The organism is Streptomyces desertarenae, assembly GCF_042681365.1.
Taxonomy (GTDB): domain Bacteria; phylum Actinomycetota; class Actinomycetes; order Streptomycetales; family Streptomycetaceae; genus Streptomyces; species Streptomyces desertarenae.
In genome coordinates this window covers 24,125-44,294 of the sequence record NZ_JBHUFU010000026.1, presented here as the reverse complement: position 1 = coordinate 44,294, position 20,170 = coordinate 24,125, and the positions used below count along the sequence as shown (strand labels likewise).

The window sequence follows — 20,170 nt, the reverse complement described above, 5'->3', positions numbered from 1 at the left end:
CGGAACAGTGCGCCGCCCGCGCGGTGTGGCGGACAATGGGCGCGTGCTGGAGATGACGCGCGAGGAGTTCGAGGAACTGGTCGCCGAGGCGCTCGACCGGATCCCGCCGGAGCTGACGCGGCTGATGGACAACGTGGCCGTGTTCGTCGAGGACGAGCCGCCCGCCGACGACCCCGAACTGCTCGGGCTGTACGAGGGCACCCCGCTGACCGAGCGCGGCGAGTGGTACGCGGGTGTCCTGCCGGACCGGATCACCGTCTACCGGGGCCCCACCCTGCGGATGTGCGAGCGTGACGGCGGCGGCCGGGAGATGGTCGTCGAGGAGGTGGAGATCACGGTCGTGCACGAGATCGCCCACCACTTCGGCATCGACGACGAACGGCTGCACGACCTGGGCTACGCGTGAGCGGTGGGCGCGGCCCGGGAAACCGGGCCGGGACGGCGGCCGGACCGGCCCCCGGCCCGCACACGTCCGCCGGGGACGGCGCGCCGGCCGTCCTCGCCGCCGTGGCGGCCGGCGGTGCGCTCGGCGCGACCGCCCGCCACGGGATCGCCCTGGCCTGGCCCACCCCGCCCGGCGGCTTCCCCTGGGCCGTCCTCGCCGTCAACACGGCCGGCTGCGCGCTGATCGGCGTGCTGCTGGTGCTGGTCGGCGAGCGCGGCCGGGGGCACCGGCTGGCGCGGCCCTTCCTGGGGACCGGGGCGCTGGGCGGCTTCACCACGTACTCGGCCCACGCGCTGGACACCGTGCGGTTGCTGGAGCGGGGGCAGGTGCCGGCGGCCCTGGCCTGTCTGGCCGGCACGTTCGCCGCCGCGCTCGGCGCCGTGTGGGCGGCCACCGCGGCCACCCGCGCCCTGACGGCGGAACGGCCGGGGGCGCCGCGGTGAGCGGGGCGGGCTGGACCGGCTGGCCGCTGGTGGCGCTCGGCGGGGCGGCCGGGGCGTGCCTGCGGTACGCGGTGGACCGCGCGGTGCGGGCGCGGTACGGATCGGCCTTCCCCTGGGGCACCCTCACCGTGAACGCCGCGGGCAGCCTGCTGCTGGGGCTGCTGGCCGGAACCGCCCGGGGAGCGGCCGGCCCGTGGGCGGCGCTGCTCGCCACGGGGCTGTGCGGGGCGCTGACGACGTACTCCGCCTTCTCCCACGAGACGCTGCGGCTGGCCGAACTCGGCCGGGGACGGGCGGCGCTGGCGAACGCGGCGGTCACCCCGGCCGTCGCCCTGGGCGCGGTCTGGGCGGGTCTGGCCCTCGCGCGTTACCTGGCGGGCTGACGGGAGTTGGGCAGGGAGCCCGCCCCTGATTCCCACCCTCCGGAGGTGCCCGCCCGTGCGCCGCTCCCGATCCGTCCCCCGCCTGTCCGCACCCCCCTCCCCCCGCGCCGCGGGCCCGGCCCGCACCGGTGTCCGCACGGCCGCCGGCGCGCTGCTGCTGGCCGCGCTCGGCGGCTGCATGACGGTCGGGTCCTCCGGCGACGCGGACGGCGACCGGCCGCAACCGGCCGGGCACCAGGCCTCCCAGGGCCCCGACGGCGCCCGCCCCGGCGGCGCGGTGGCGCCGCGCGGCGGCACGGGCGGCCGGGACGGCGGCGGGGAGCACCGTGCGAAGGACCGGGAGGACAGGGGGAGCGAGAAGCCGGGGAGGCCGGCGGCCTCCTCCTCGCCCCCGGTCCCCGCCACCCCGTCGGCGGGCGGCTCGCGCACACCGCGCCCGCCGAGACCCACGGCCTCCCCGGGCGCGGGCGGCGGGCGCCCCTCCGCGCCGGCGACGTCCCCGCGTCCGGACACACCGCCGCCGGACCGCACCACCCCGCCCGCCGAGCCGTCCCCCACGGGGGGTGACGGCGGCAGCGGGGGCAGCGGCGGCGACGACGGCGGCGGCGGTTCCGAGGGCGGCAGCGGGGGCAGCGGCGGCGAGGGGGGCGGCTCCGAGGACGGGTCCGCCGACCCCGCGGGGGCGGGCGGGCCGGCGGGCGCCGCGCGCGAGCGGTTCCCCGCGGGCGTCGGGCCGCTGACGGCCGGTGCCGAGCCCCTCTCCGCACGGTCCGCCGGGGCGGCGGGAATGAACGGCGGCACCGGCGGCGTTCTCCCCTCACACGAACCCGAATCCGTCGTCCCCGACCGCCTCGACCACCCCGCCCACCCCGCCCGCCGGCCCGACGCCGCAGGCCCCTCCGGCAGCCGTACCCGCGGAGCCGCGGAGCCCGCCCGACGGCCCGGGACGGGGGAACCGGTAGACTGACCGTGCGGTCGCCACCGTCGCCTCCCCGAACGCTCTCCGGCGCCAGCCGGCAAGGGATTTGCCTCCTGAGGGCGAAGGGTCGTATGGTGGCAGATCGTTTGCTCCCATTTGCCCGGCGCCCATCCAGAGCGCGCCGTGTGGCGCGTTCCTCACCTGAGCCGTGGCTTGACCGCATCGAGGCGGTCGTATGCGAAATCACGGAGTTGCGGGCGCGTGCCATGAACTCCGGAAGGTTTGTTTTCGCATGTCTGTGACCACCCCTGACGTCGTCCTCCCCGAGGACGAGCCGACGACCACGTTCGCCGACCTCGGCCTGCCGGGCGAGATCGTCCGCAAGCTGGCGCACAACGGCGTCACCGTCCCGTTCCCGATCCAGGCCGCGACCATCCCGGACGCGCTGGCGGGCAAGGACGTCCTCGGCCGCGGCCGCACCGGCTCCGGCAAGACGCTCAGCTTCGGCCTGCCGCTGCTGGCCCGGCTGGCCGGCGGACGCACCGAGCGCAGGCGCCCCCGCGGCGTCATCCTCACCCCCACCCGCGAGCTGGCCATGCAGGTCAGCGATGCGCTCCAGCCCTACGGCGACGTCCTCGGCCTGAAGCTCAAGGTCGTCTGCGGCGGAACCTCGATGGCCAACCAGATCAGCGCCCTGGAGCGCGGCGTGGACATCCTCGTCGCCACCCCGGGACGGCTGCGCGACCTGATCAACCGCGGCTCCTGCTCGCTGGACGACGTGGAGGTCGCGATCCTGGACGAGGCCGACCAGATGGCCGACCTGGGCTTCCTGCCCGAGGTCACCGAACTGCTCGACCTGGTCCCGGCCGGCGGCCAGCGGATGCTGTTCTCCGCCACGCTCGAGAACGAGATCGACACCCTGGTGCGCCGCTACCTCGTCGACCCCGTCAACCACGAGGTGGACGCGGCCCAGGGCGCCGTCACCACGATGAGCCACCACGTGCTGATCGTGAAGCCGCGCGACAAGGCGCCGGTCACCGCCGCCATCGCCGCGCGCAAGGGCCGCACCATCGTCTTCGTCCGCACCCAGATGGGCGCCGACCGCGTCGCCGAGCAGCTGCGCGAGGCGGGTGTGCGGGCGGACGCGCTGCACGGCGGCATGACCCAGGGCGCCCGCACCCGGACGCTGGCCGACTTCAAGGACGGCCGGGTCAACGTGCTGGTCGCCACCGACGTCGCCGCGCGCGGCATCCACGTCGACGGCATCGACCTGGTGCTGAACGTGGACCCGGCCGGCGACCACAAGGACTACCTGCACCGCTCCGGCCGCACCGCCCGCGCGGGCCGCTCCGGCACGGTCGTCTCGCTGGCGCTGCCGCACCAGCGCAGGCAGATCTTCCGGCTGATGGAGGACGCGGGCGTGGACGCCTCGCGCCACGTCATCGGCCGCGGCGACGCCTTCGACGACGAGGTGGTGGAGATCACCGGCGCCCGGTCGCTGACCGAGGTGCAGGCCGAGTCCGCGCTCAACGCCGCCAAGCAGGCCGAGCGCGAGGTGGCCGAGATCGCCCGGAAGCTGGAGCACGCGCAGCGCCGCGCCGCCGAACTGCGCGAGGAGGCGGACAAGCTGTCGGCGCGTGCCGCCCGCGAGCGCGGTGAGGACCCCGAGGCCGCGGTGGCCGCGGTCGCCGAGGCCACCGAGGCGGCCGCCGCCGAGGCGGTGGCCGAGGTGCGGGCGGCCGAGGAGCGGGCCGAGACCGAGGCGCGGCGGGCGCGGGAGGAGCGGGGCCGCGACCGGCGCGACCGCGACGACCGGCGCCCGTTCAACCGCGACCGCGACGACCGCCGTCCGTTCAACCGCGACCGCGACGACCGCCGTCCGTTCAACCGCGACCGCGACCGGAGCCGCGACGACCACCGGGGCGGTTTCCGCCGCGACGACCGCCGCGACGAGCGTCCCTACGACCGGCGTGACGAGCGTCCCTACGACCGGCGTGACGACCGGGGCGGCTTCCGCCGCGACGACCGCCGCGAGTTCGGCCACCGCAGCGGCGGCGACCGCCCGTTCAACCGGGACCGCCACGACGACCGCCGTCCGCAGGGACGCCGTGACGACCACCGCGGCGGCCACCAGGGCGGCGACCACCGGGGCGGCCGCTCGTTCGACCGCCGCGCCGACAAGCCGCGCTGGAAGCGCAACGGCTGACACCGCCGGACGGTGACCGGCGGCGGGAGCCGTCCGGGAGCCTCCGGGACGCAGGGGCCCCGCCCGAACTCCCCGTTCGGGCGGGGCCCCTGCCGTCCCTGCCCCGGCGCCGCGCCTCCGGGGCGGCCCCGTGCCCGGCGCCCGCCGCGGCCCCCGCGGCCCGCGGGCGACGCCGGCACGATGCCGTGCGAATGCCTTCGAGGCACGGCCCGCCTCCGGGCTATGCTTCGGGGGGCGGGCCGTTAGCTCAATTGGCAGAGCAGTGGACTTTTAATCCATGGGTTGTGGGTTCGAGTCCCACACGGCCTACCGGTGGCAGGACGGGGAGAACCCCTCCCACCTGCCGTGTGGCGCTCCGGCCGGGTCTCACCGGCCGGAGCGCTCCGTCTTTCGCGCGCCCCGGGCGTGAGCGGTGCGCGGGCGGACGGCCCGGCCGCCCCGCCCCGCGCCGCTGCCGCCCCCTCTCCGGTGCGGGCGGGACCGGACCGGTTCCGGGGAACCTCCGCCCCGCCCCGGTGCGGTACCCCCGCTCGCGGGAACCGTCCAGGGCGACAGCCGCCGTCCGGCAGCGGGCGGCGGACCTTCTACCGACCGGAGGAAGCGGCGTGGTCCAGGATGCGTCCGGTGGCGAGGGCCTGCGATGGGCGGCGGAACCGACGTTCTGGCGGGAGGTGTTCGAGCGCCTGGGCGCCGGTCTGGTCGTGGTGGACCCCTCCGGCCTGATCGTCGCGGCCAACCCCGCCGCCGAGGAGCTGCTGGACCGCACCGCGGCGGCGATGGCCGGGAAGGACTTCCACGACCTGCTGCACCGCCGCGCCGACGGCACGGCCGTCCCGCGCGAGGAGTGCCCGCTGCTCGCGGCCCTCGCCCTCGGCGCCCCGGCCCGTGGTGAGGGGGACGGCTTCCTGCGCGGCGACGGGCGGCTGCTCCGGGCCGACTGGTCCTGCGCCCCCGTGGCCGGGGGCGGCCGTGCGGCGGGCATGGCCGTGCTGTTCACCGCCGCCGCCGGTTCGGGGGCCGCCGGGGGGCGGACGGCACACGTGGCCGCGCCGGAGGACCTCACCGGCAGGGCGGCCCTGGTGGAGGAGATCGTCGCCGTCCTGGCCCAGACCCTCGACACCGACGAGGCCCTCAGCCGGCTGAGCCGCTTCCTGGTCCCCCGGCTGGCGGACTGGGCCGCCGTCGACCTGCGCGTCGAAGGCGAGGTGCGCAGGGTCGCGGTGACCGGGCCGGAGGGCCGTGACGCCGAGCGGGAGGCGTGGCAGGGCACCCTCCCGGCGGCCGCCGAGCACTCCCGCTCCCCCCTGGTGCGGGTCCTGCACGGCGGTGAGCCCGCCCTGCTGGGCCCCGAGGAGATCGGCGCGCCGCCCGACTCCGCGCTGGCCGCCGTCCAGGCCGGGTTCCTGCAGTCGCTGGGCGCGACCTCCGCCGTCACCGTGCCCCTGAGGACCGCCCGGCAGGTCACCGGCGCCCTCACCCTGGTCCGTACCGGCGCCGCCCGGCCGTTCGGCGCCGCCGACCTGGCCCTGGCCGGCGACGTGGGCCGCCGCGTCGGACTGGCCATCGACAACGCCCGCCTCTTCGGCCGCCAGCGCGAGATCGCCGAGGCCATGCAGCGCAACCTGCTCGTCTCCCTGCCCCAGCCCGGACCGCTGCGCCTGACCGCCCGCTACCAGCCCGCCCCCGCCGGCTCCCAGGTGGGCGGCGACTGGTACGACGCCTTCGTCCTGCGGGACGGCGCCACCGCGCTGGTCATCGGCGACGTCGTCGGCCACGACCTGGCCGCCGCGGCGGGCATGGCCCAGCTCCACGGCATGCTGCGCGCGCTGGCCTGGGACCGCACCGAGCCGACCAGCGCCATCGTCGACCGCCTCGACGACGCCCTGCCCGCCATCACCAGCGTTTCCATGGCCACTCTCGTACTGGCCCGCGTCGAGGGACCCGAGGAGGGCCCCTGGCGGCTGCGGTGGACCAGCGCCGGCCATCCACCGCCCCTCCTGGCCACACCGGACGGCCACGCCGAGTACCTGGGGCAGGGGCAGAGCCTCCTGCTGGGGACCCACCTCGGCGGCGGCGACCGTCCCGACGCCACCGCGCCCCTCCCGCCCGGCTCCACCCTCCTGCTCTACACCGACGGCCTGGTCGAGGTCCCCGGCACCGATCTGGACACCGGGCTGGGCCGTCTCCGGCGCCACGCCGCGGCCCTCGCCCGCCGCCCCCTGGACGAGTTCTGCGACCAGGTCCTCGTCCGCATGTCCTCCGGCAGCACCGACGACATCGCCGTTCTCGCCCTGCGCGTCCCCGGCTGAGTCCCGGTGGGGCGGCGGCGGGAGTACGCTGGAGGGACCGGGAGCACTCCGCGCACCCGCCTTCCCGCGGGTGCCGCTCCCGGTGAGCGACGACACCGGGCCGCCGGAGAGAGACCGGGCCCGGAGGCGGGTCCGCGACATGGCCGTGACCGACAGTCCCACATCGACGGGTGAGCGCGGCGTCCCCCCGCCGCCGGCCCGCCTGGTCCTGGCGCCGGTCCGGGTGCTTCCGGGGCGCCCCGGGGTGGACGGCGTCTGGTGGCCCCGCTCCCGTGACCTCTCCCGCGAACTGCCTGTCCTGACCGACGTGCTGGACGACGGCTGGGGGCGCGTCACCCGCGCCACCGTCGATCCGGCCGGCTGGCCCGTCGTTCCGCGCGCGGTGCGCGTCGCCGGACGCACGGTGCGCGTCGGGTGGCTCCCGGGCGGCCGCCGCCCCTACGAGCTGATCCTGCTCTCCCACCCCGCCGGCCGCTGCGAACTGCTGGTGATCCCGCCGGAGACGGCGGGCCCGGCGGCCTGGCCGGCGTCCGCCGCCTCCGCGGCGGAGAACCACCTCGCGGCCGGCACGACCACGGCGCGCGAGGAGGGGGCCCGCACCGTCGCGGAGCCCCGCAGTCCGGGGCCGAGGGCGGCCGGCGGGACCCTCCTCCCGCAGCCTTCGCGTCCGGCCGGATCCGGACACCGACCGGTGGGGAGCTGAGGACCGTGGACATCGTCATCACCGTGGCAGTGATCATCGGAGCGATCGCGCTGGGAGCCCTCGTGATCCACCGGCTCAACGCCCAGCGCGACGAGCGGGTCACGGAGTTCCGCTACAGCGACGCACCGCCGGGGCTCGGCGGCCGCGGTGCGAAGCCGAGGCGGTGGCGCCCGACCGGCGGGTCGTCCGACGATCCCGCCCGCCGCGGACGCTCCGGATGACGCGGGCCCGTCCCGGCCGGGACGCCGGCCGCCGCGGCCGCACGCACCGCCCGCCGGTACGCGGCCCCACCCGGGGGGACGGATCCGCCACGGAGCCGGAGGAGCCGGTGCCCCCGGCCGGGAGGGGGCCGGGCACGTCCGGTGTACCGTCCGGCGGTGCGGGGAAGCGCTGAGGGCGGCGGAAGCCGGCCGAGGGCGGCGGAGGAGCGGCGCGGCGGCCGCGGACACAGGGGGAGCGAGCCGACGATGGACGAGTCACCGGCCCGGGGAGCGGCGGAGGCGGGCGGGCGGCTGCGGCGGCGCCTGGGAACCTTCGACGCGGTGGTGATCGGCCTGGGGTCGATGGTCGGCGCGGGCGTCTTCGCCGCCTTCGCGCCCGCCGCGCGCGCCGCGGGCTCCGGACTGCTGCCCGGCCTGGCGCTGGCGGCGGCCGTCGCGTACTGCAACGCCACCTCCTCGGCCCGGCTGGCCGCCCGCCACCCGGTCTCCGGCGGCACCTACGTCTACGGCCGCGAGCAACTGGGCCCGTTCTGGGGCTTCCTGGCGGGCTGGGGCTTCGTGGTCGGCAAGACCGCCTCGTGCGCGGCGATGGCCCTGACGGCGGGTCTGTACGTGTGGCCGGAGCACGCCCACGCCGTCGCGGCCGCCGCCGTGGTGGCGCTGACGGCCGTCGGCTGCGCGGGCGTGCAGAAGGCGGCCTGGCTCACCCGCGCGATCGTGGCGGTCGTCTCGGCGGTGCTGGCCGCCGTGGTGGTCTCCTGCCTGGGCTCCGGCAGTGCGGAGGCGGCCCGGCTGGACCTCGGCGGCGACGCGACCCTCGCGGGCGTCCTCCAGGCGGCCGGCCTGCTGTTCTTCGCCTTCGCCGGATACGCCCGCATCGCCACCCTCGGGGAGGAGGTGCGCGACCCGGAGCGCACGATCCCCCGCGCGATCCCGCTGGCCCTGGGCATCACCCTGGTGGTGTACGCGGCCGTGGCCGTCGCCGCGCTGGCCGTGCTCGGCCCCGGCGGGCTGGCCCGGGCGGACGCGCCGCTGGCCGACGCCGTGCGGGCGGCCGGGGTGCCGGAGCTGGCCCCGGTGGTGCGGGCCGGGGCGGCGGTGGCCGCGCTGGGCTCGCTGCTGGCGCTCGTCCTGGGGGTGTCGCGCACGACCCTGGCCATGGCCCGCGACCGCCACCTGCCGCCCGTGCTGGCCGCGGTCCATCCGCGCACCGGGGTGCCGCACCGCGCCGAAGCGGCCGTCGGCGCCGTGGTGGCGGTGGCGGCGGCCACCGCGGACCTGCGCGGGATGATCGGCTTCTCGTCCTTCGGAGTGCTGGCCTACTACGCGGTCGCCAACGCCTCCGCCCTCACCCTCACCCCCGCCGAGGGCCGTCCGGTCCGGGTCGTCCCCGTCGCCGGGCTGGCCGGGTGCGCGGCGCTGGCCTTCGCCCTGCCCGCCGCGTCGGTGGCCTCCGGGGCGGCGGTGCTGGCCGCCGGGGCCGCCGTGTACGGGGTGCGGCGCGTGCTCGCCGGACGCCGGGGCCCCGGTGGCGGAGCGGACGGCTCCGGAACGACGCGGCCATCCGTCGGACGCTGACCGGCCCGCCTCCCGCCCCCGGCCGCCGACCTGAGTCACCGTCCGTATCCGGGGGACGTCCCTCCGCATAACAACTGAGGCTCCGTCAGTTATGTGTGATGCATCTCCCGACGCCGGAGCGGCGTTCAACTCGCCCGAATTGAACCGGAAATGAGGCGTTAAGTCCTCCCTGAAATTACTCACGCTTTGAAGGGGGGACTTGGAAACCGAAGCGCTCCTCTATTAACGTTCGATAACGCAGCGCGGTCGTCACTGTCGCCTATGGAGGCGGCACCGTGCGCCGTCGCCGAATCCCGAAGGTGCTGTCCCGTGGACCGCGGGGCCGCGCCCAGGGAACCGGGGAACCACCTTTTGGGGTGAATCGGACCGTCCGGCGTGCCGGCACGGCTCCGTAGGAGACCTTCCTGCTCCGAACCCGTCAGCTAACCCGGTAGGCGAGAAGGAAGGAAAGGAGAGCGCCTCCGTGGCGTCCAGCAGTCCGGCCCCCGAGGTCGCGTACGACCCGCACACCAGCACCTTCACCCCGTTCGACCCGGAGGGCGGCGAGGAGCGGCAGGTGTGGAATCCCACCGAGGACTCCGTCCGCCCGGTCCGCGGCCGGCACCGCGTGGTCAAGCAGCGCAACGGCATGGCCCGCAGCGGGGCGGTCCTGGGCGTCGGCATGATCGCGGCGGTCGGCGCGGGCGGCATGGCCACCGCCAAGGAGAAGGCGCCCACTCCCATCTCCGTGCCCGACCTGGGCGCCATGGCCGAGAGCATCCCCGGGGTCGGCGGTCTCATAGCCGACTCCGACGAGGACGCCGGCACCGGTGCCGGGACCGGCGCGACCCCTTTCGGAGGCACCCTCGCCCAGGCCGGCCTGGACACCGGTGACGTCGCCACCACCACGACCCTGAGCACGGACCCCGGCGAGGCGCTGCGGGCCCGGATCCTCCAGCAGGCCGACCGGCAGCAGTCGGACGTCGTCCAGGCCGAGGCCGACGCCGCCGCCGAGGAGGCCGCGGAGAAGGCGGCCGAGGAGGCCGCGGACAAGGCCGCCGAGGAGGAGGCCGAGCGCAAGCGCAAGGCGGCCGAGGAGGCGGCGCGCAGGGCCGAAGCCGAGCGCCTGGCCAAGCTCGCGGCCAGCTACACCCTCCCGCTCACCTCCTACCAGCTCACCTCCCACTTCGGGGCCTCCGGTTCGATGTGGGCCAACAACCACACCGGCCTGGACTTCGCCGCCCCGACCGGCACCCCCGTCAAGGCGGTGCACAGCGGTGAGATCGTCGAGGCGGGCTGGGCCGGCTCCTACGGCTACCGCATCATCCTCAAGCTCGACGACGGCACCGAGGTCTGGTACTGCCACCTGTCCTCGATGACGGTGACCAGCGGCAAGGTGACCACCGGCGACGTCATCGGCCGCGTCGGCTCCACCGGCAACTCCACCGGCGCGCACCTCCACCTGGAGGTCCGCCCCGGTGGCGGGGCCCCGATCGACCCGCTGGCCTGGCTGCGGGGCAAGGGCCAGTCCATCTGAGCCACCGCCCCGGACGCCGGGCGCGCGGCCGCCCGCCGCGCCGTGCACGCGGGCCCGGCAGGGCCCTCCCCGCTCCCGCGCCGCCGCCTCGCGCACCGTCGGTGCACGTCGGCCGACCCCAGGAGGGGACGAGGCGGCGGCGTCCGGGTCACCGGCCGGGCCCCGATGCCCCGGCGGCCCTGGTGGACCACCCCCCGACACCAGGGCCGCCGGTTCCCCACCGCTCCACCCGGTCCGGCCCCGCACGTGGTTACCGTGTCCCATGAGCGACGCAGCGCACACGCCCCGTGCCCCCCGGACGGATGCCGCCCCGCGCAGGATCGGCGGCCTGACCGTCTCCCCCCTCGCCCTCGGCGGCAGCGTCTTCGGCTGGACGGCCGACGAACGGGAGTCCTTCGCCGTCCTGGACGCCTACACCGAAGCCGGCGGCACCTTCATCGACACCGCCGACTCCTACTCGGCCTGGGCGCAGGGCAACAGCGGCGGCGAGTCGGAGACGGTGATCGGCCGCTGGCTGGCCGCCCGCCGCAACCGCGACGACGTCGTCATCGCCACCAAGGTCGGCGCCCACCCCGACCGCAGGGGCCTGTCGGCCGCCACCGTCAGGGTCGCGGCCGAGGACTCCCTGCGCCGCCTGGGCACCGACCGCATCGACCTCTACTACACCCACCGCGACGACGAGTCGGTCGAGGTGGAGGAGATCGTCGGCGCACTCGACGACCTGGTGCGCGCGGGCAAGGTCCGCGAGATCGGCGCCTCCAACCTCTCCGCCGAGCGGCTGAAGGCGTCCCTGGCCTTCTCCGCCCGGGAGGGGCGCGCCCGCTACGTCGCCCTCCAGCCCCACTACAGCCTGGTCTCGCGCGACACCTACGAGGGGCCGCTGCGGGACGCGGCCGCGCGCCACGGCCTGGCCGCCGTCCCCTACTACGCCCTGGCCGCCGGCTTCCTCACCGGCAAGTACCGGCCCGGAGCGGCGGCCTCCGGCCCCCGGGCCGGCAGCGCGGCCAGGCACCTGGAGACCGAGCGGGGCCGCCGGGTCCTGGCGGCCCTGGACGAGGTCGCCGCCGCCCGCGGCGCCGATCCCGCCACTGTCGCCCTGGCCTGGCTCGCCGCCCGTCCGACGGTCGTCTCCGTCCTGGCCAGTGCCCGCACCCCCAAGCAGCTTCCGCCGCTGCTGGCGATGGCCGGGCTGGCCCTCACCGAGCGGGAGACGGAACTGCTGGAGAGGGCCTCGGCCTGACGGCCCGCCCGCGCCCCGCGCCGTCCGGACCCGCCGGGACGGCGAGGGCGCCGCGGCCGGCGGCGGCCGTCCCCAGGGTCAGCCGGCGGGGTGCGGCTCCGGCGCCGCGGGCTCCTCGGAGCGCGCGGTGGTGAACAGCAGCTCGTACCGGGAGACGTCGCTCCTCACCAGCCCGGGGTACTCCCGCACCCGCCGCCACAGCGGCGACGGGCCGCCGACCCCCTCGCCCGGGGCGGCCAGCGCGTCGACGTGGGCCTGCACGCTCTCCCACTCGGCGTAGTTGAGGACGCGGGTGCCGTCGGTGGACAGGTGGAAGTGCGCCGAGATGCCGCCGGGCGGCAGGATCCCCCCGGGCCGGTCCGCCTCCAGCGCCCGGACGACGGTGTCCACCCAGTCCCGCTGCCGTTCCTCGTCGGGTCCGTCGAACTCCACGTTCACCAGCACCACGCAGCCGGGCGCCGGCCGCCGTGCACCCCCCTCCCGCCCGCCGGACAGGCTGCGGTGGAGCCGGGTGCGGTACAGGGCCAGCCGCTCGATCCCGGGCACGGCGGCGTCGATCTCGCCGTTGCGGTCCGACCGGTGGTCGCGCACGAACCCGTCATACGCCTCCTCGTCGGGCCACTGCGAGTAGTGCAGCAGCGTCCGGCCGTCAATCCCGGCGTACACGCTGTACGTCAGGGGCCCGGGGGTCGGCCAGGGCCGCTTCGCCCAGGCGTCCGCGACGGCCGCCGCGGCGGCGCGCTGCCGCTCGGGCGTGCCCACGTCCCAGGTGCTGACGAACACGGCGCCGACGCCGGGACGGGTGGGGTCGGGGTAGGCGGACATGGCTGTGCCTCCTCGCGCTCGGTGGGTGCTCCTCCGTGCTTGCGGAACGAGCCTCACACCTCATGTCCGCTTGAGGTCAAGGAAGTCGGGCGGGACGCTTCGGCGGGGGCCGCCGGAACACGGCGGCCCCCGCCCGCCCCGTCCCTCAGGCCGGCAGCCGCTCCTCGATCGCGGCGGTGATCTCCTCCGCCTCCGGCTCGGTGCGCGGACGGAACCGGGCCACGGGGGTGCCGTCCGCCGCCACCAGGAACTTCTCGAAGTTCCACTGGACGTCGCCGGCCTGGCCCTCGGCGTCCGCGAGCCCGGTCAGCTCGGCGTAGAGCGGGTGCCTGCCCTCCCCGTTGACGTCGGTCTTCTCCAGCAGCGGGAAGGTGACGCCGTAGGTGGCCGAGCAGAACGTCCCGATCTCCTCGGCGGTGCCCGGCTCCTGGCCGGCGAACTGGTTGCACGGCACGCCGATCACGGTGAACCCGCGGTCGGCGTACTTCTCCTGCAGCCGCTCCAGGCCCTCGTACTGCGGGGTCAGCCCGCACCGGGAGGCGACGTTGACGATCAGCAGCACCTTGCCGCGGTGCTCGGCGAGGGAGGTGGGCTCACCGGTCAGGGTGCGCAGGGGGATGTCGTAGAGGCTCATGCCCCCTGTCTAACAGAGATCGCCTCCACGGGCGTCGTGGATCTTCACCTCGCGGAGGAAGGCGTCCCAGGCCTCCGCCGCGAACGTCAGCACGGGCCCGCCCGGCTCCTTGCTGTCGCGCACGGCCACGTTCCCCGGCACGAACGCCGCCTCGACGCACTCGGTCGCCCCCGCGCCGCTGTACGAGGACTTGAACCAGGCCCTGTCCGGAACTGCTGGTATGCATGGGTGCATCACATCTCCTCACGGACGCGTTCGATCAGTTCGGCCGAGGCTGCCATGTCCAGAGCCTGGGCGCGCAGGTAGTCGAACGCAAGCCGGTACCGGTTCAGTTCCTCGTCCTTCTCCAGGAAGACCGACCCCGCGTGCAGGTCCATGTACACGACGTCCAGAGAGGGTTCGGCACCGCCGAGGATGACGAAGCTGCCCATGGCGGCGGAGTGGGCGCCCCTGGAGAAGGGCAGTACCTGGAGCGTGATGTGGGGAGACCGGCTGGCCTCCAGCAGGTGCCCGAGCTGCTCGTGCATCACCTCCGGCGAGCCGACGACGCGGCGGATGACCGACTCGTCGAGCACGGCCCACAGGTGCGGAGGGTTGTCGCGGGTGAGGATCTCCTGCCGCTTCATGCGGAGGTCGACGAGCCGCTCGATCTCCTCGGGAGCGAACCGCATCTCGGACGCGTGCTGCACCGCTTCCGTGTACCTGCGGGTCTGCAGCAGACCGGGAACGTACAGACAGGCGAAGTGGTCCTCGCGTACCGCCTCGTCCTCAAGGGTGAGCAGCAGGTTCATGGTCTCCGGGAGCGTGTCCGCGTAGGAGCTCCACCAGCCCTGCTGTCTGGCGTCCTTGGCGAGCCTGACGGCGGCCTCGCGTTCGGCGTCACTCACTCCGTAGTGCCGGCATAGGTTGTCCACGACGAGCCATCTCACCGGTCCTTCCTGTGTCTCGTACCGGCTGACCGTGGCCTTCGACACCCCGACGAGGCGGCCTGCCTCCTCAAGAGTCATCCCCGAACGGGCACGGAACTTCCGCATCATCGCGCCGAGCTGGCGGCGCCGGGTCGTGATCCTTGGCGGCATGACGGCAACCTTCCTGTTGTGCGGGCGTCTGCTCCGGATGATCAACCAGGCTATGAACGGCCTGAGTTGGCGTTTCGCCGATTCACCCGGTCGATTCTTGTGAGAAGTTACATGGCGGAATATCTCATGTCATACTCGCAACCGGGTTGTCACTCGGCGAAGTCGCATGGAGCGGCAGGCGCAGCGCTGACGTGGCACGAAGGGAGTGCGATCCATGGACGGTTACGGCATCACGGAACCCCGGCTGCGCTCGGTGCTGCCCTTCAGAGCGATTCCGCAGGAACTGAGTAGGCTGCGCCGGACGGTCAGGGAGCAGCTTGGGCTCTGGGGGCTGGCCGACCTGGTGGACGACGCGGAGCTGGCCGTGAGCGAACTCGCCTCCAATGTCGTCAAGCACGTAGGGGAGGGGACCGCAGCGACACTCATGCTCGTAACAGGCGATGGCCGGCTCCGGATTGAAGCTCACGACAGCTGTCACGCGATGCCCGAGCTGGCGCACCCGGATGACCGCGACGAGAGCGGCCGCGGTCTGCGTCTGCTCGCCGCGATGGCCGCTGACTGGGGAACGGTCCTGACCGCTTCCGGTAAGGCGGTGTGGTGTGAGTTCTCTCTAGGGACGAGCGAGGAATGCCGACGTCTCCGGCGGGCCGTGAGCACCCTGGAGGTCTACGGCCGTATCTCCGGTCGGCTGGCGCCGGCCAGTACGCGCAGCCTCGCGGTACTCGAAGGCTCGGCAGCGGGCCTTATCGCTGACCTCCTCCACTGGCTGGCGAAGCAGGGGCGCGACCCGGACGACGTCCTCGACCGGGCGCAGATGTCCTATGAGGCGGAGGCGGGCGCAGCATGATCCTGGTGGCCTGCTCCTCCGCGGCGCGTGAGGCGCCAGGAGTGCGGCGTGATGCGCCGAGGCGGCTGCGACCCACCCCTCAGTTCCGATGGCAGCCGCGGGGCCAATATCGTATGAGTGTTCACAGAGCTTTGCGGCGCAGCCAGAGGGGCTTCTGGTCATACTGGGTAGTTTGGAAGCCGCGTTGTCAGTGGGGCATGTCACCCTCTGTAACGATGAACTGCGGAGAGTATCTGTCAGGCATGCCTGGAAGGAGGGCGCATGAGCCGCGCTGAGTCGGTGTTCACCTCAGTGGAGATCTGCGCCGGAGCGGGGGGGCAAGCCCTCGGACTGCACAACGCCGGTTTCCGTCACCTGGCGCTCATCGAGATCGACGACAACGCCTGCGAGACCCTCAGAAACAACGTCGAGGGGAACCCCGAGTGGGGAGGGTGCCAGATCCTCCAGAGGGATCTCACCCAGCTGAGTCCTAGGAAACTGGCCGAGGAGCTGGACCTCGGTGAAGGTGATCTTGACCTCTTCGCCGGAGGGGTCCCATGTCCTCCGTTCTCAGCGGCCGGCAAGCAGCTCGGCCAGGACGACGAGCGCGACCTGTTTCCCAACGCGCTCGACATGATCGAGTATCTCCAGCCCAAAGCCGTCATGATTGAGAACGTGCGCGGGCTGCTGGAGCCGGGGCACAAGTTCCGGGACTACCGGGAGAATGTGATCAAGCGCCGTCTGCGCAAGGCGGAGTACGTGATCTGCGACTGGAGAGTCATCGAGGCATGTGACTACGGAGTGCCGCAGCTGCGGCCCCGGGCGATCCTGGTGGCCATGAAGAAGGAGTACGCCGGACACTTCGAGTGGCCGAATCCGAACCAGATTAAGCTGGTCACGGTGGGCGAGGCCCTGGCGAAGTCCATGAAGAAGCGCTTCGGGAACTCCCCGGAGGGCAAGGCCGCATACATGCGCTGGTACGAGAAAGCCCGCACCGGCGTGGCGCCCACGCTGGTGGGCGGTTCGAAGAAGCACGGAGGTGCGGACCTCGGTCCCACGCGCGCCAAGAAGGCATGGCGCAAGCTCGGCGTCGACGCCATGGGAGTGGCGAACGAGCCAGAGGACATGAAGGACCCCAAGCGCGATCTGTACAGCGTGGACAAGGAAGGCGTGCCCATCGGTCCCAAGCTCACGGTGAGCCAGGCCGCGATTATCCAAGGGTTCCCTGAAACCTGGAAGTTCTCCGGACGCAAGACCGCCGCCTACCGTCAGGTGGGCAACGCCTTCCCGCCGCTTGTCGCCCAGGCCATCGGCGCACAGATCATCGCGGCGCTTGAGGCAGGCGCCAAGGAGCCGTCTGCCGTTCCTGTGGAACTGGACGAGGTCCGGGAGACCGCACTATTCGAGCTCCCCGCCCCGTCTGTCCCGCTCGGCGCGGAGCCTGCTGACCGTAGCGGCGATCTTGAGCGCGCAGTCGTCGGGTGACTCATGCTCCCAGAACCGCAGTACGGTCCAGCCCGCCTCGGTGAGCCGCCGGTCGGTGTCCCGGTCCCGGGCTATGTTCCCCGCGACCTTGTCTGACCAGTAGCCGGAGTTGGTCCTGGGAGGCACATAGTGCTCCGGGCAGCCATGCCAGTAGCACCCGTCGATGAACACGGCGACCTTCGCCGGACGGAAGACCATGTCGGCCGTCCGGCGAAGGTCCTTGATCGGCCTCACTGATACCCGGTAGCGGAGTCCCAGGGCGTGCACGAGCCGCCGGACCGTCTGCTCGGGCTTCGTGTCCCGGCTCCGGATGGCCTGCATGTTCCGCCGTCGCGCGGCCGACGAGGCCCACGAGCCCTCCGGCGGCTTCCAGAAGGTGTCTTCGGCGGTCTGGTCCTTCCGGTCAGTCATCGTCGCTCTGGTGGCCCTTCCTGGTCTCAGGGACAAGAGGTGCCTTCTCTACTGGGTCGTTGCCATCGGCTACAACCCATTCTTCTCCGTCAAGACGCACACGGGGGCGGTCGCCGTGGTCAGCTCTGGCTCTTGCAACCCGGACGCTGACAAATTCTCCTTCTTGTGGTACAGGGATTCCAAGTCTTTCTGCCGCTTCCTGATGGCTTGGGTAGTCTCCGAAAATGACTATCCCGTCCGGGCGCAGCTTCGTGCGGGCTCCTCCGTTGTACCGCACTCGCTTCATGTAATCCTTCTGCTGGGCAAGTGTCCGTACGGCGGTCCGGCTTATGCGTCTTTGCTGAACTCGCCGGAATAGTTCTGAAACTCTTGCCTGGCCGACACTCCTGCGAGAACTGGCTCCAGCATCAAAGATTGCACGGCGAGTCCCCTCGGCAATATGAAGAAGAAGGTTCTCCGGCAGTGGATGTTTCTCCCAGAGCCAGTGCACGAGGCCGCGGTGCTCCTTCTTCAGGACGATTTTTCTGTCTCTGTTTCCCTTCCGAGTGATGTTCTCGCTGAAAGCGATGATTTCCCGGCTGGCGCGGAGGAGTCCTGCGCTCCACTGGCTCAGGTGATCATCCGCCCAGACCACAAGACATAGCTCGTCAAGTGCTTCTGGGGGAATCATCCAGCCGTACGGCCTCTGCGAGAACTTGCAGTCGACGTCAATTCCCTCGATGGAGTAATCCATGTCCTGGCCGTCTTTGAACTGGAATTCTCGCTGCAGATTGATCTCGACCAGGGTGCCGGCATGGGTTTTCTCGGTCTTGTGCAGTTGGCGCCAGTCGTATCGGCCCGTGTTCTCGCCGTCGAGCAGCTGGTCAATGGTGTTCCGCAGAACAGTGGCGAACCGCCTGCCCTCGGGGTCCTCTCGCAGCAGGTAATCCCTGACTGCGAGCAGTTCCGGATCGTCAGTGACTGGTCCGGCGAGGCTCGTAGCGACTGCAATGTCAAAAGGGAGTGCCGGGTGGCTGTATTCTGGAAGGCTCATCTTCGTCTTAAGTTAAATGTGTCAATTATGGGTAAAGGTCCAGTGGAGGCGTGCCAGTTCCTGGGGAAAATGGCAGACATGTCCCGCAGTGGAGTCGTTTACGAGGAAGTCCCCAGATGTGCCAGGAGGGCCCGGATGTCCTCGGCATCCATGCCGACCGTGTTCGGCTCATCCTCTTGGAGATCGCCTAGTTGCAGTACGGACGGGTCATCCAGGATGCGGCCCATGAACTCGAGTTTCGACTCCAGGCGCATCGCCACGATTTCGTCAACAGTCCCTCGGGCTGCCAGGACTGTGACCCGTGTCTCAGTGTCAGGAGCCAGGCCCAGACGATGGATGCGGTCAAGACTCTGCAGGAAGCGGCCCGCCATGAAGTCACGGTCAACGTACAGTGCGTCGTGACAGACCTGGTGGAGGCTTATGCCTTCGCCGAGGGTCGCCGGGTTGGAGATGAGAACCATGCAGTCCGGGTCCTCACGGAAGCGTCTGATCTGTTCCTCCCGGTCTTCCGTGCCGCCGTAAACAGCTGCCGGGCGGTGGGGGGCGAGAAGCTGTTCCAGAGTGGTGAGGCTGCGGACGAACGTCGTCCAGACGAGGGTCTTACGTCCTGCACTCGCGTTCTCCGCGACGATCCTCACGGCTTCCGCGTACTTGGGTGACAATTCGTGGCGAGGCAGATTCCTCAGAAGCGTGTAGAGGGAGTCGTCCGGTGATGCTTCGAGCGGCGGCACCTGGTACGACAGCGGTTCGTACCGTGTCGTGCCCTCCAGTAGAAGTGCGGGGCTTGTCGAGGCCATCAGCATCCGGAGCATTGCTTTCCCCAGCGAGTCGAGGCTCCCTGAGCGTGCTGAGGGATTGCCCTTCAGGGCTTCGTAGATCTCGCGGTGCAGGGGAGGCAGGTCCACATAGCGGATCTTCGGTTCGAAGGGCGGCAGGCCGAGTTCCCTCTTGGTCGTGCGCGTGAACAGCGGCCGGAGCACCGAGCTCGCATAGGCCAGATCGCCGCCCCCCACCGCGTCTGCAACGACCCTTTTGCCGTGGCCGGGCCACACGAAGGACAGCAGACTCTCCAGGTCCCGGGCACCGTTCGGGGCCGGGGTACCGGTGAGAATCAGACGCCGCCGCGCCAGGGGGCCGAGTGCCAGGCAGGCTGAGCCGTACGTGCCCTGCGCGCCGAGCTTCATCCGGTGTGCCTCGTCAAGGACGAGCATGGCGGGCGCGGACCGGAGCCATGAAGCCAGGCTTGCGACTGACCGGCCGAGTCTTTCGTAATTCACAAGCAGCAGCTCCGCGCCCGGATCAGGAGCGGATGCCATCACATCTGTGCGGAGCGGCTCCTTGAAGCAGTTGGAACTTTCGTACTGCCACGCTTCGTACGCGGACTTAGGACACACCACCAAGAGGCGCTGGGCCTCGCCGCGCTCCCTCATGGCGGCGAACACGGCGAGAGCCACGCGGGTCTTGCCCGCACCGGGCACGCTGAAGTTCGCTCCGTGGCGGAGCGCCAGGAGCCGGGCGATGTCACGGCGCTGGAAAGCGGTCAGGTCCGCCACCCAGCCCGATCCCAGCAGTACATCGAGATCTTCTGGCGCGACGGCTTCCTCAGCTTCCGGACCAGATTGGCTGAGGCTGCGCTCTGCGGTCGCTGCGTCGTCCAGAACGCTGTTGACGAGTTCGGCAAGTGCCTCTTCCCATACGACACCGTCGTGGGTCCAGCTGCCGAGTTCGCTGAGTCCGACCAGGAAGTCATCCAGGTCGATCTCTGCGCTGAGGAGGCCGCGCTGGCCACCCGCAGCGATGCGGGTGGCCAGCTGTGCGAAGTCACCCTGGAACTCAGCCCGTGTACGCAGGACTACGCGGGTCCGTGTGACGTCGAAGCCGATACGGAGCGACGGCTCTGTTGCTTCCGGCATG

The 20,170-nt window shown here is 72.6% G+C and carries 21 protein-coding genes, 1 tRNA gene and 1 riboswitch; of the genes, 15 read left to right on the top strand and 7 right to left on the bottom strand.

Going from position 1 to position 20,170, the window contains the following annotated elements:
• Positions 1-43 precede the first annotated feature (43 nt).
• The 12 genes from ACFSJS_RS26480 (at position 44) to ACFSJS_RS26425 (ending at position 11,963) form a co-directional block, all read left to right on the top strand.
• Positions 44-406 carry a metallopeptidase family protein gene (locus ACFSJS_RS26480; protein ID WP_380904769.1) on the top strand — a complete coding sequence of 121 codons (363 nt, stop codon included), beginning with the start codon at positions 44-46 and terminating at the stop codon, positions 404-406.
• Positions 403-888, top strand: a complete 486-nt coding sequence (locus ACFSJS_RS26475) for a fluoride efflux transporter FluC (protein WP_380904767.1) — start codon at positions 403-405, stop codon at positions 886-888. Before ACFSJS_RS26480 ends, ACFSJS_RS26475 begins: the two co-directional genes overlap by 4 nt.
• On the top strand, positions 885-1,271 hold the full coding sequence (gene crcB / locus ACFSJS_RS26470) for a fluoride efflux transporter CrcB (RefSeq protein ID WP_380904765.1): 387 nt from the start codon (positions 885-887) through the stop codon (positions 1,269-1,271). The genes ACFSJS_RS26475 and crcB overlap by 4 nt, the downstream gene beginning before the upstream one ends.
• 55 nt (positions 1,272-1,326) lie before the next feature.
• Complete coding sequence (locus ACFSJS_RS26465) at positions 1,327-2,238, top strand: hypothetical protein (RefSeq protein ID WP_380904763.1); 912 nt, start codon at positions 1,327-1,329, stop codon at positions 2,236-2,238.
• Positions 2,239-2,482: 244 nt separating this feature from the next.
• The gene (locus ACFSJS_RS26460; protein ID WP_380904761.1) at positions 2,483-4,396 is read left to right on the top strand and encodes a DEAD/DEAH box helicase; all 1,914 of its coding nucleotides are present in this window, start codon (positions 2,483-2,485) and stop codon (positions 4,394-4,396) included.
• A 236-nt stretch (positions 4,397-4,632) separates the two neighbouring features.
• Positions 4,633-4,705 (top strand) — tRNA-Lys (locus ACFSJS_RS26455).
• A 296-nt stretch (positions 4,706-5,001) separates the two neighbouring features.
• A complete protein-coding gene (locus ACFSJS_RS26450; RefSeq protein ID WP_380904759.1) occupies positions 5,002-6,705 on the top strand; it encodes a SpoIIE family protein phosphatase in 1,704 nt (567 codons plus the stop codon).
• A gap of 139 nt (positions 6,706-6,844) precedes the next feature.
• Entirely contained in the window at positions 6,845-7,408 is a 564-nt protein-coding gene (locus ACFSJS_RS26445) for a DUF5994 family protein (RefSeq protein WP_380904757.1), read from the top strand.
• A gap of 5 nt (positions 7,409-7,413) precedes the next feature.
• Positions 7,414-7,629 (top strand): hypothetical protein, encoded by a 216-nt coding sequence (locus tag ACFSJS_RS26440; RefSeq protein ID WP_380904755.1) that lies wholly within the window; start codon positions 7,414-7,416, stop codon positions 7,627-7,629.
• 246 nt (positions 7,630-7,875) lie between these two features.
• Positions 7,876-9,207: an APC family permease gene (locus tag ACFSJS_RS26435; protein ID WP_380904753.1), complete on the top strand. Its 1,332-nt coding sequence runs from the start codon at positions 7,876-7,878 to the stop codon at positions 9,205-9,207.
• 275 nt (positions 9,208-9,482) lie between these two features.
• Positions 9,483-9,658: riboswitch (cyclic di-AMP (ydaO/yuaA leader) on the top strand.
• A gap of 12 nt (positions 9,659-9,670) precedes the next feature.
• Positions 9,671-10,723 (top strand): M23 family metallopeptidase, encoded by a 1,053-nt coding sequence (locus tag ACFSJS_RS26430; protein ID WP_380904751.1) that lies wholly within the window; start codon positions 9,671-9,673, stop codon positions 10,721-10,723.
• A gap of 262 nt (positions 10,724-10,985) precedes the next feature.
• Entirely contained in the window at positions 10,986-11,963 is a 978-nt protein-coding gene (locus tag ACFSJS_RS26425; protein ID WP_380904749.1) for an aldo/keto reductase, read from the top strand.
• 78 nt (positions 11,964-12,041) lie between these two features.
• Here ACFSJS_RS26425 and ACFSJS_RS26420 read toward each other — a convergent pair whose 3' ends face one another.
• The 4 genes from ACFSJS_RS26420 to ACFSJS_RS26405 all read right to left on the bottom strand — a co-directional run bounded on the left by ACFSJS_RS26420 (position 12,042) and on the right by ACFSJS_RS26405 (position 14,459).
• Positions 12,042-12,788 carry an antibiotic biosynthesis monooxygenase gene (locus tag ACFSJS_RS26420; protein ID WP_380904747.1) on the bottom strand — a complete coding sequence of 249 codons (747 nt, stop codon included), beginning with the start codon at positions 12,786-12,788 and terminating at the stop codon, positions 12,042-12,044.
• 145 nt (positions 12,789-12,933) lie between these two features.
• Positions 12,934-13,422, bottom strand: a complete 489-nt coding sequence (locus ACFSJS_RS26415) for a glutathione peroxidase (RefSeq protein WP_380904745.1) — start codon at positions 13,420-13,422, stop codon at positions 12,934-12,936.
• A 9-nt stretch (positions 13,423-13,431) separates the two neighbouring features.
• On the bottom strand, positions 13,432-13,656 hold the full coding sequence (locus tag ACFSJS_RS26410; protein ID WP_380904743.1) for a DUF397 domain-containing protein: 225 nt from the start codon (positions 13,654-13,656) through the stop codon (positions 13,432-13,434).
• Positions 13,656-14,459, bottom strand: a complete 804-nt coding sequence (locus tag ACFSJS_RS26405) for a helix-turn-helix domain-containing protein (RefSeq protein WP_380904789.1) — start codon at positions 14,457-14,459, stop codon at positions 13,656-13,658. Before ACFSJS_RS26405 ends, ACFSJS_RS26410 begins: the two co-directional genes overlap by 1 nt.
• On the opposite strand from ACFSJS_RS26405, the gene ACFSJS_RS26400 reads away from it, so the two are divergent.
• The 3 genes from ACFSJS_RS26400 (at position 14,383) to ACFSJS_RS26390 (ending at position 16,812) form a co-directional block, all read left to right on the top strand.
• Positions 14,383-14,604, top strand: coding sequence for a hypothetical protein (locus tag ACFSJS_RS26400; RefSeq protein WP_380904791.1), 222 nt, complete (start codon positions 14,383-14,385; stop codon positions 14,602-14,604). The two genes, ACFSJS_RS26405 and ACFSJS_RS26400, sit on opposite strands and share 77 nt — an antisense overlap.
• 111 nt (positions 14,605-14,715) lie before the next feature.
• Positions 14,716-15,348 (top strand): ATP-binding protein, encoded by a 633-nt coding sequence (locus ACFSJS_RS26395; protein ID WP_380904741.1) that lies wholly within the window; start codon positions 14,716-14,718, stop codon positions 15,346-15,348.
• A gap of 261 nt (positions 15,349-15,609) precedes the next feature.
• On the top strand, positions 15,610-16,812 hold the full coding sequence (locus ACFSJS_RS26390; RefSeq protein ID WP_380904739.1) for a DNA cytosine methyltransferase: 1,203 nt from the start codon (positions 15,610-15,612) through the stop codon (positions 16,810-16,812).
• On the opposite strand, the gene ACFSJS_RS26385 is transcribed toward ACFSJS_RS26390, so the two are convergent.
• From ACFSJS_RS26385 to ACFSJS_RS26375, 3 genes are all read right to left on the bottom strand, one after another.
• A complete protein-coding gene (locus ACFSJS_RS26385; RefSeq protein WP_380904737.1) occupies positions 16,726-17,223 on the bottom strand; it encodes a very short patch repair endonuclease in 498 nt (165 codons plus the stop codon). The genes ACFSJS_RS26390 and ACFSJS_RS26385 overlap by 87 nt on opposite strands.
• On the bottom strand, positions 17,216-18,256 hold the full coding sequence (locus tag ACFSJS_RS26380; protein ID WP_380904735.1) for a NaeI family type II restriction endonuclease: 1,041 nt from the start codon (positions 18,254-18,256) through the stop codon (positions 17,216-17,218). The genes ACFSJS_RS26385 and ACFSJS_RS26380 overlap by 8 nt, the downstream gene beginning before the upstream one ends.
• 98 nt (positions 18,257-18,354) lie before the next feature.
• Positions 18,355-20,169: a DEAD/DEAH box helicase gene (locus ACFSJS_RS26375; protein ID WP_380904733.1), complete on the bottom strand. Its 1,815-nt coding sequence runs from the start codon at positions 20,167-20,169 to the stop codon at positions 18,355-18,357.
• Between the last annotated feature and the right edge of the window lies 1 nt (position 20,170).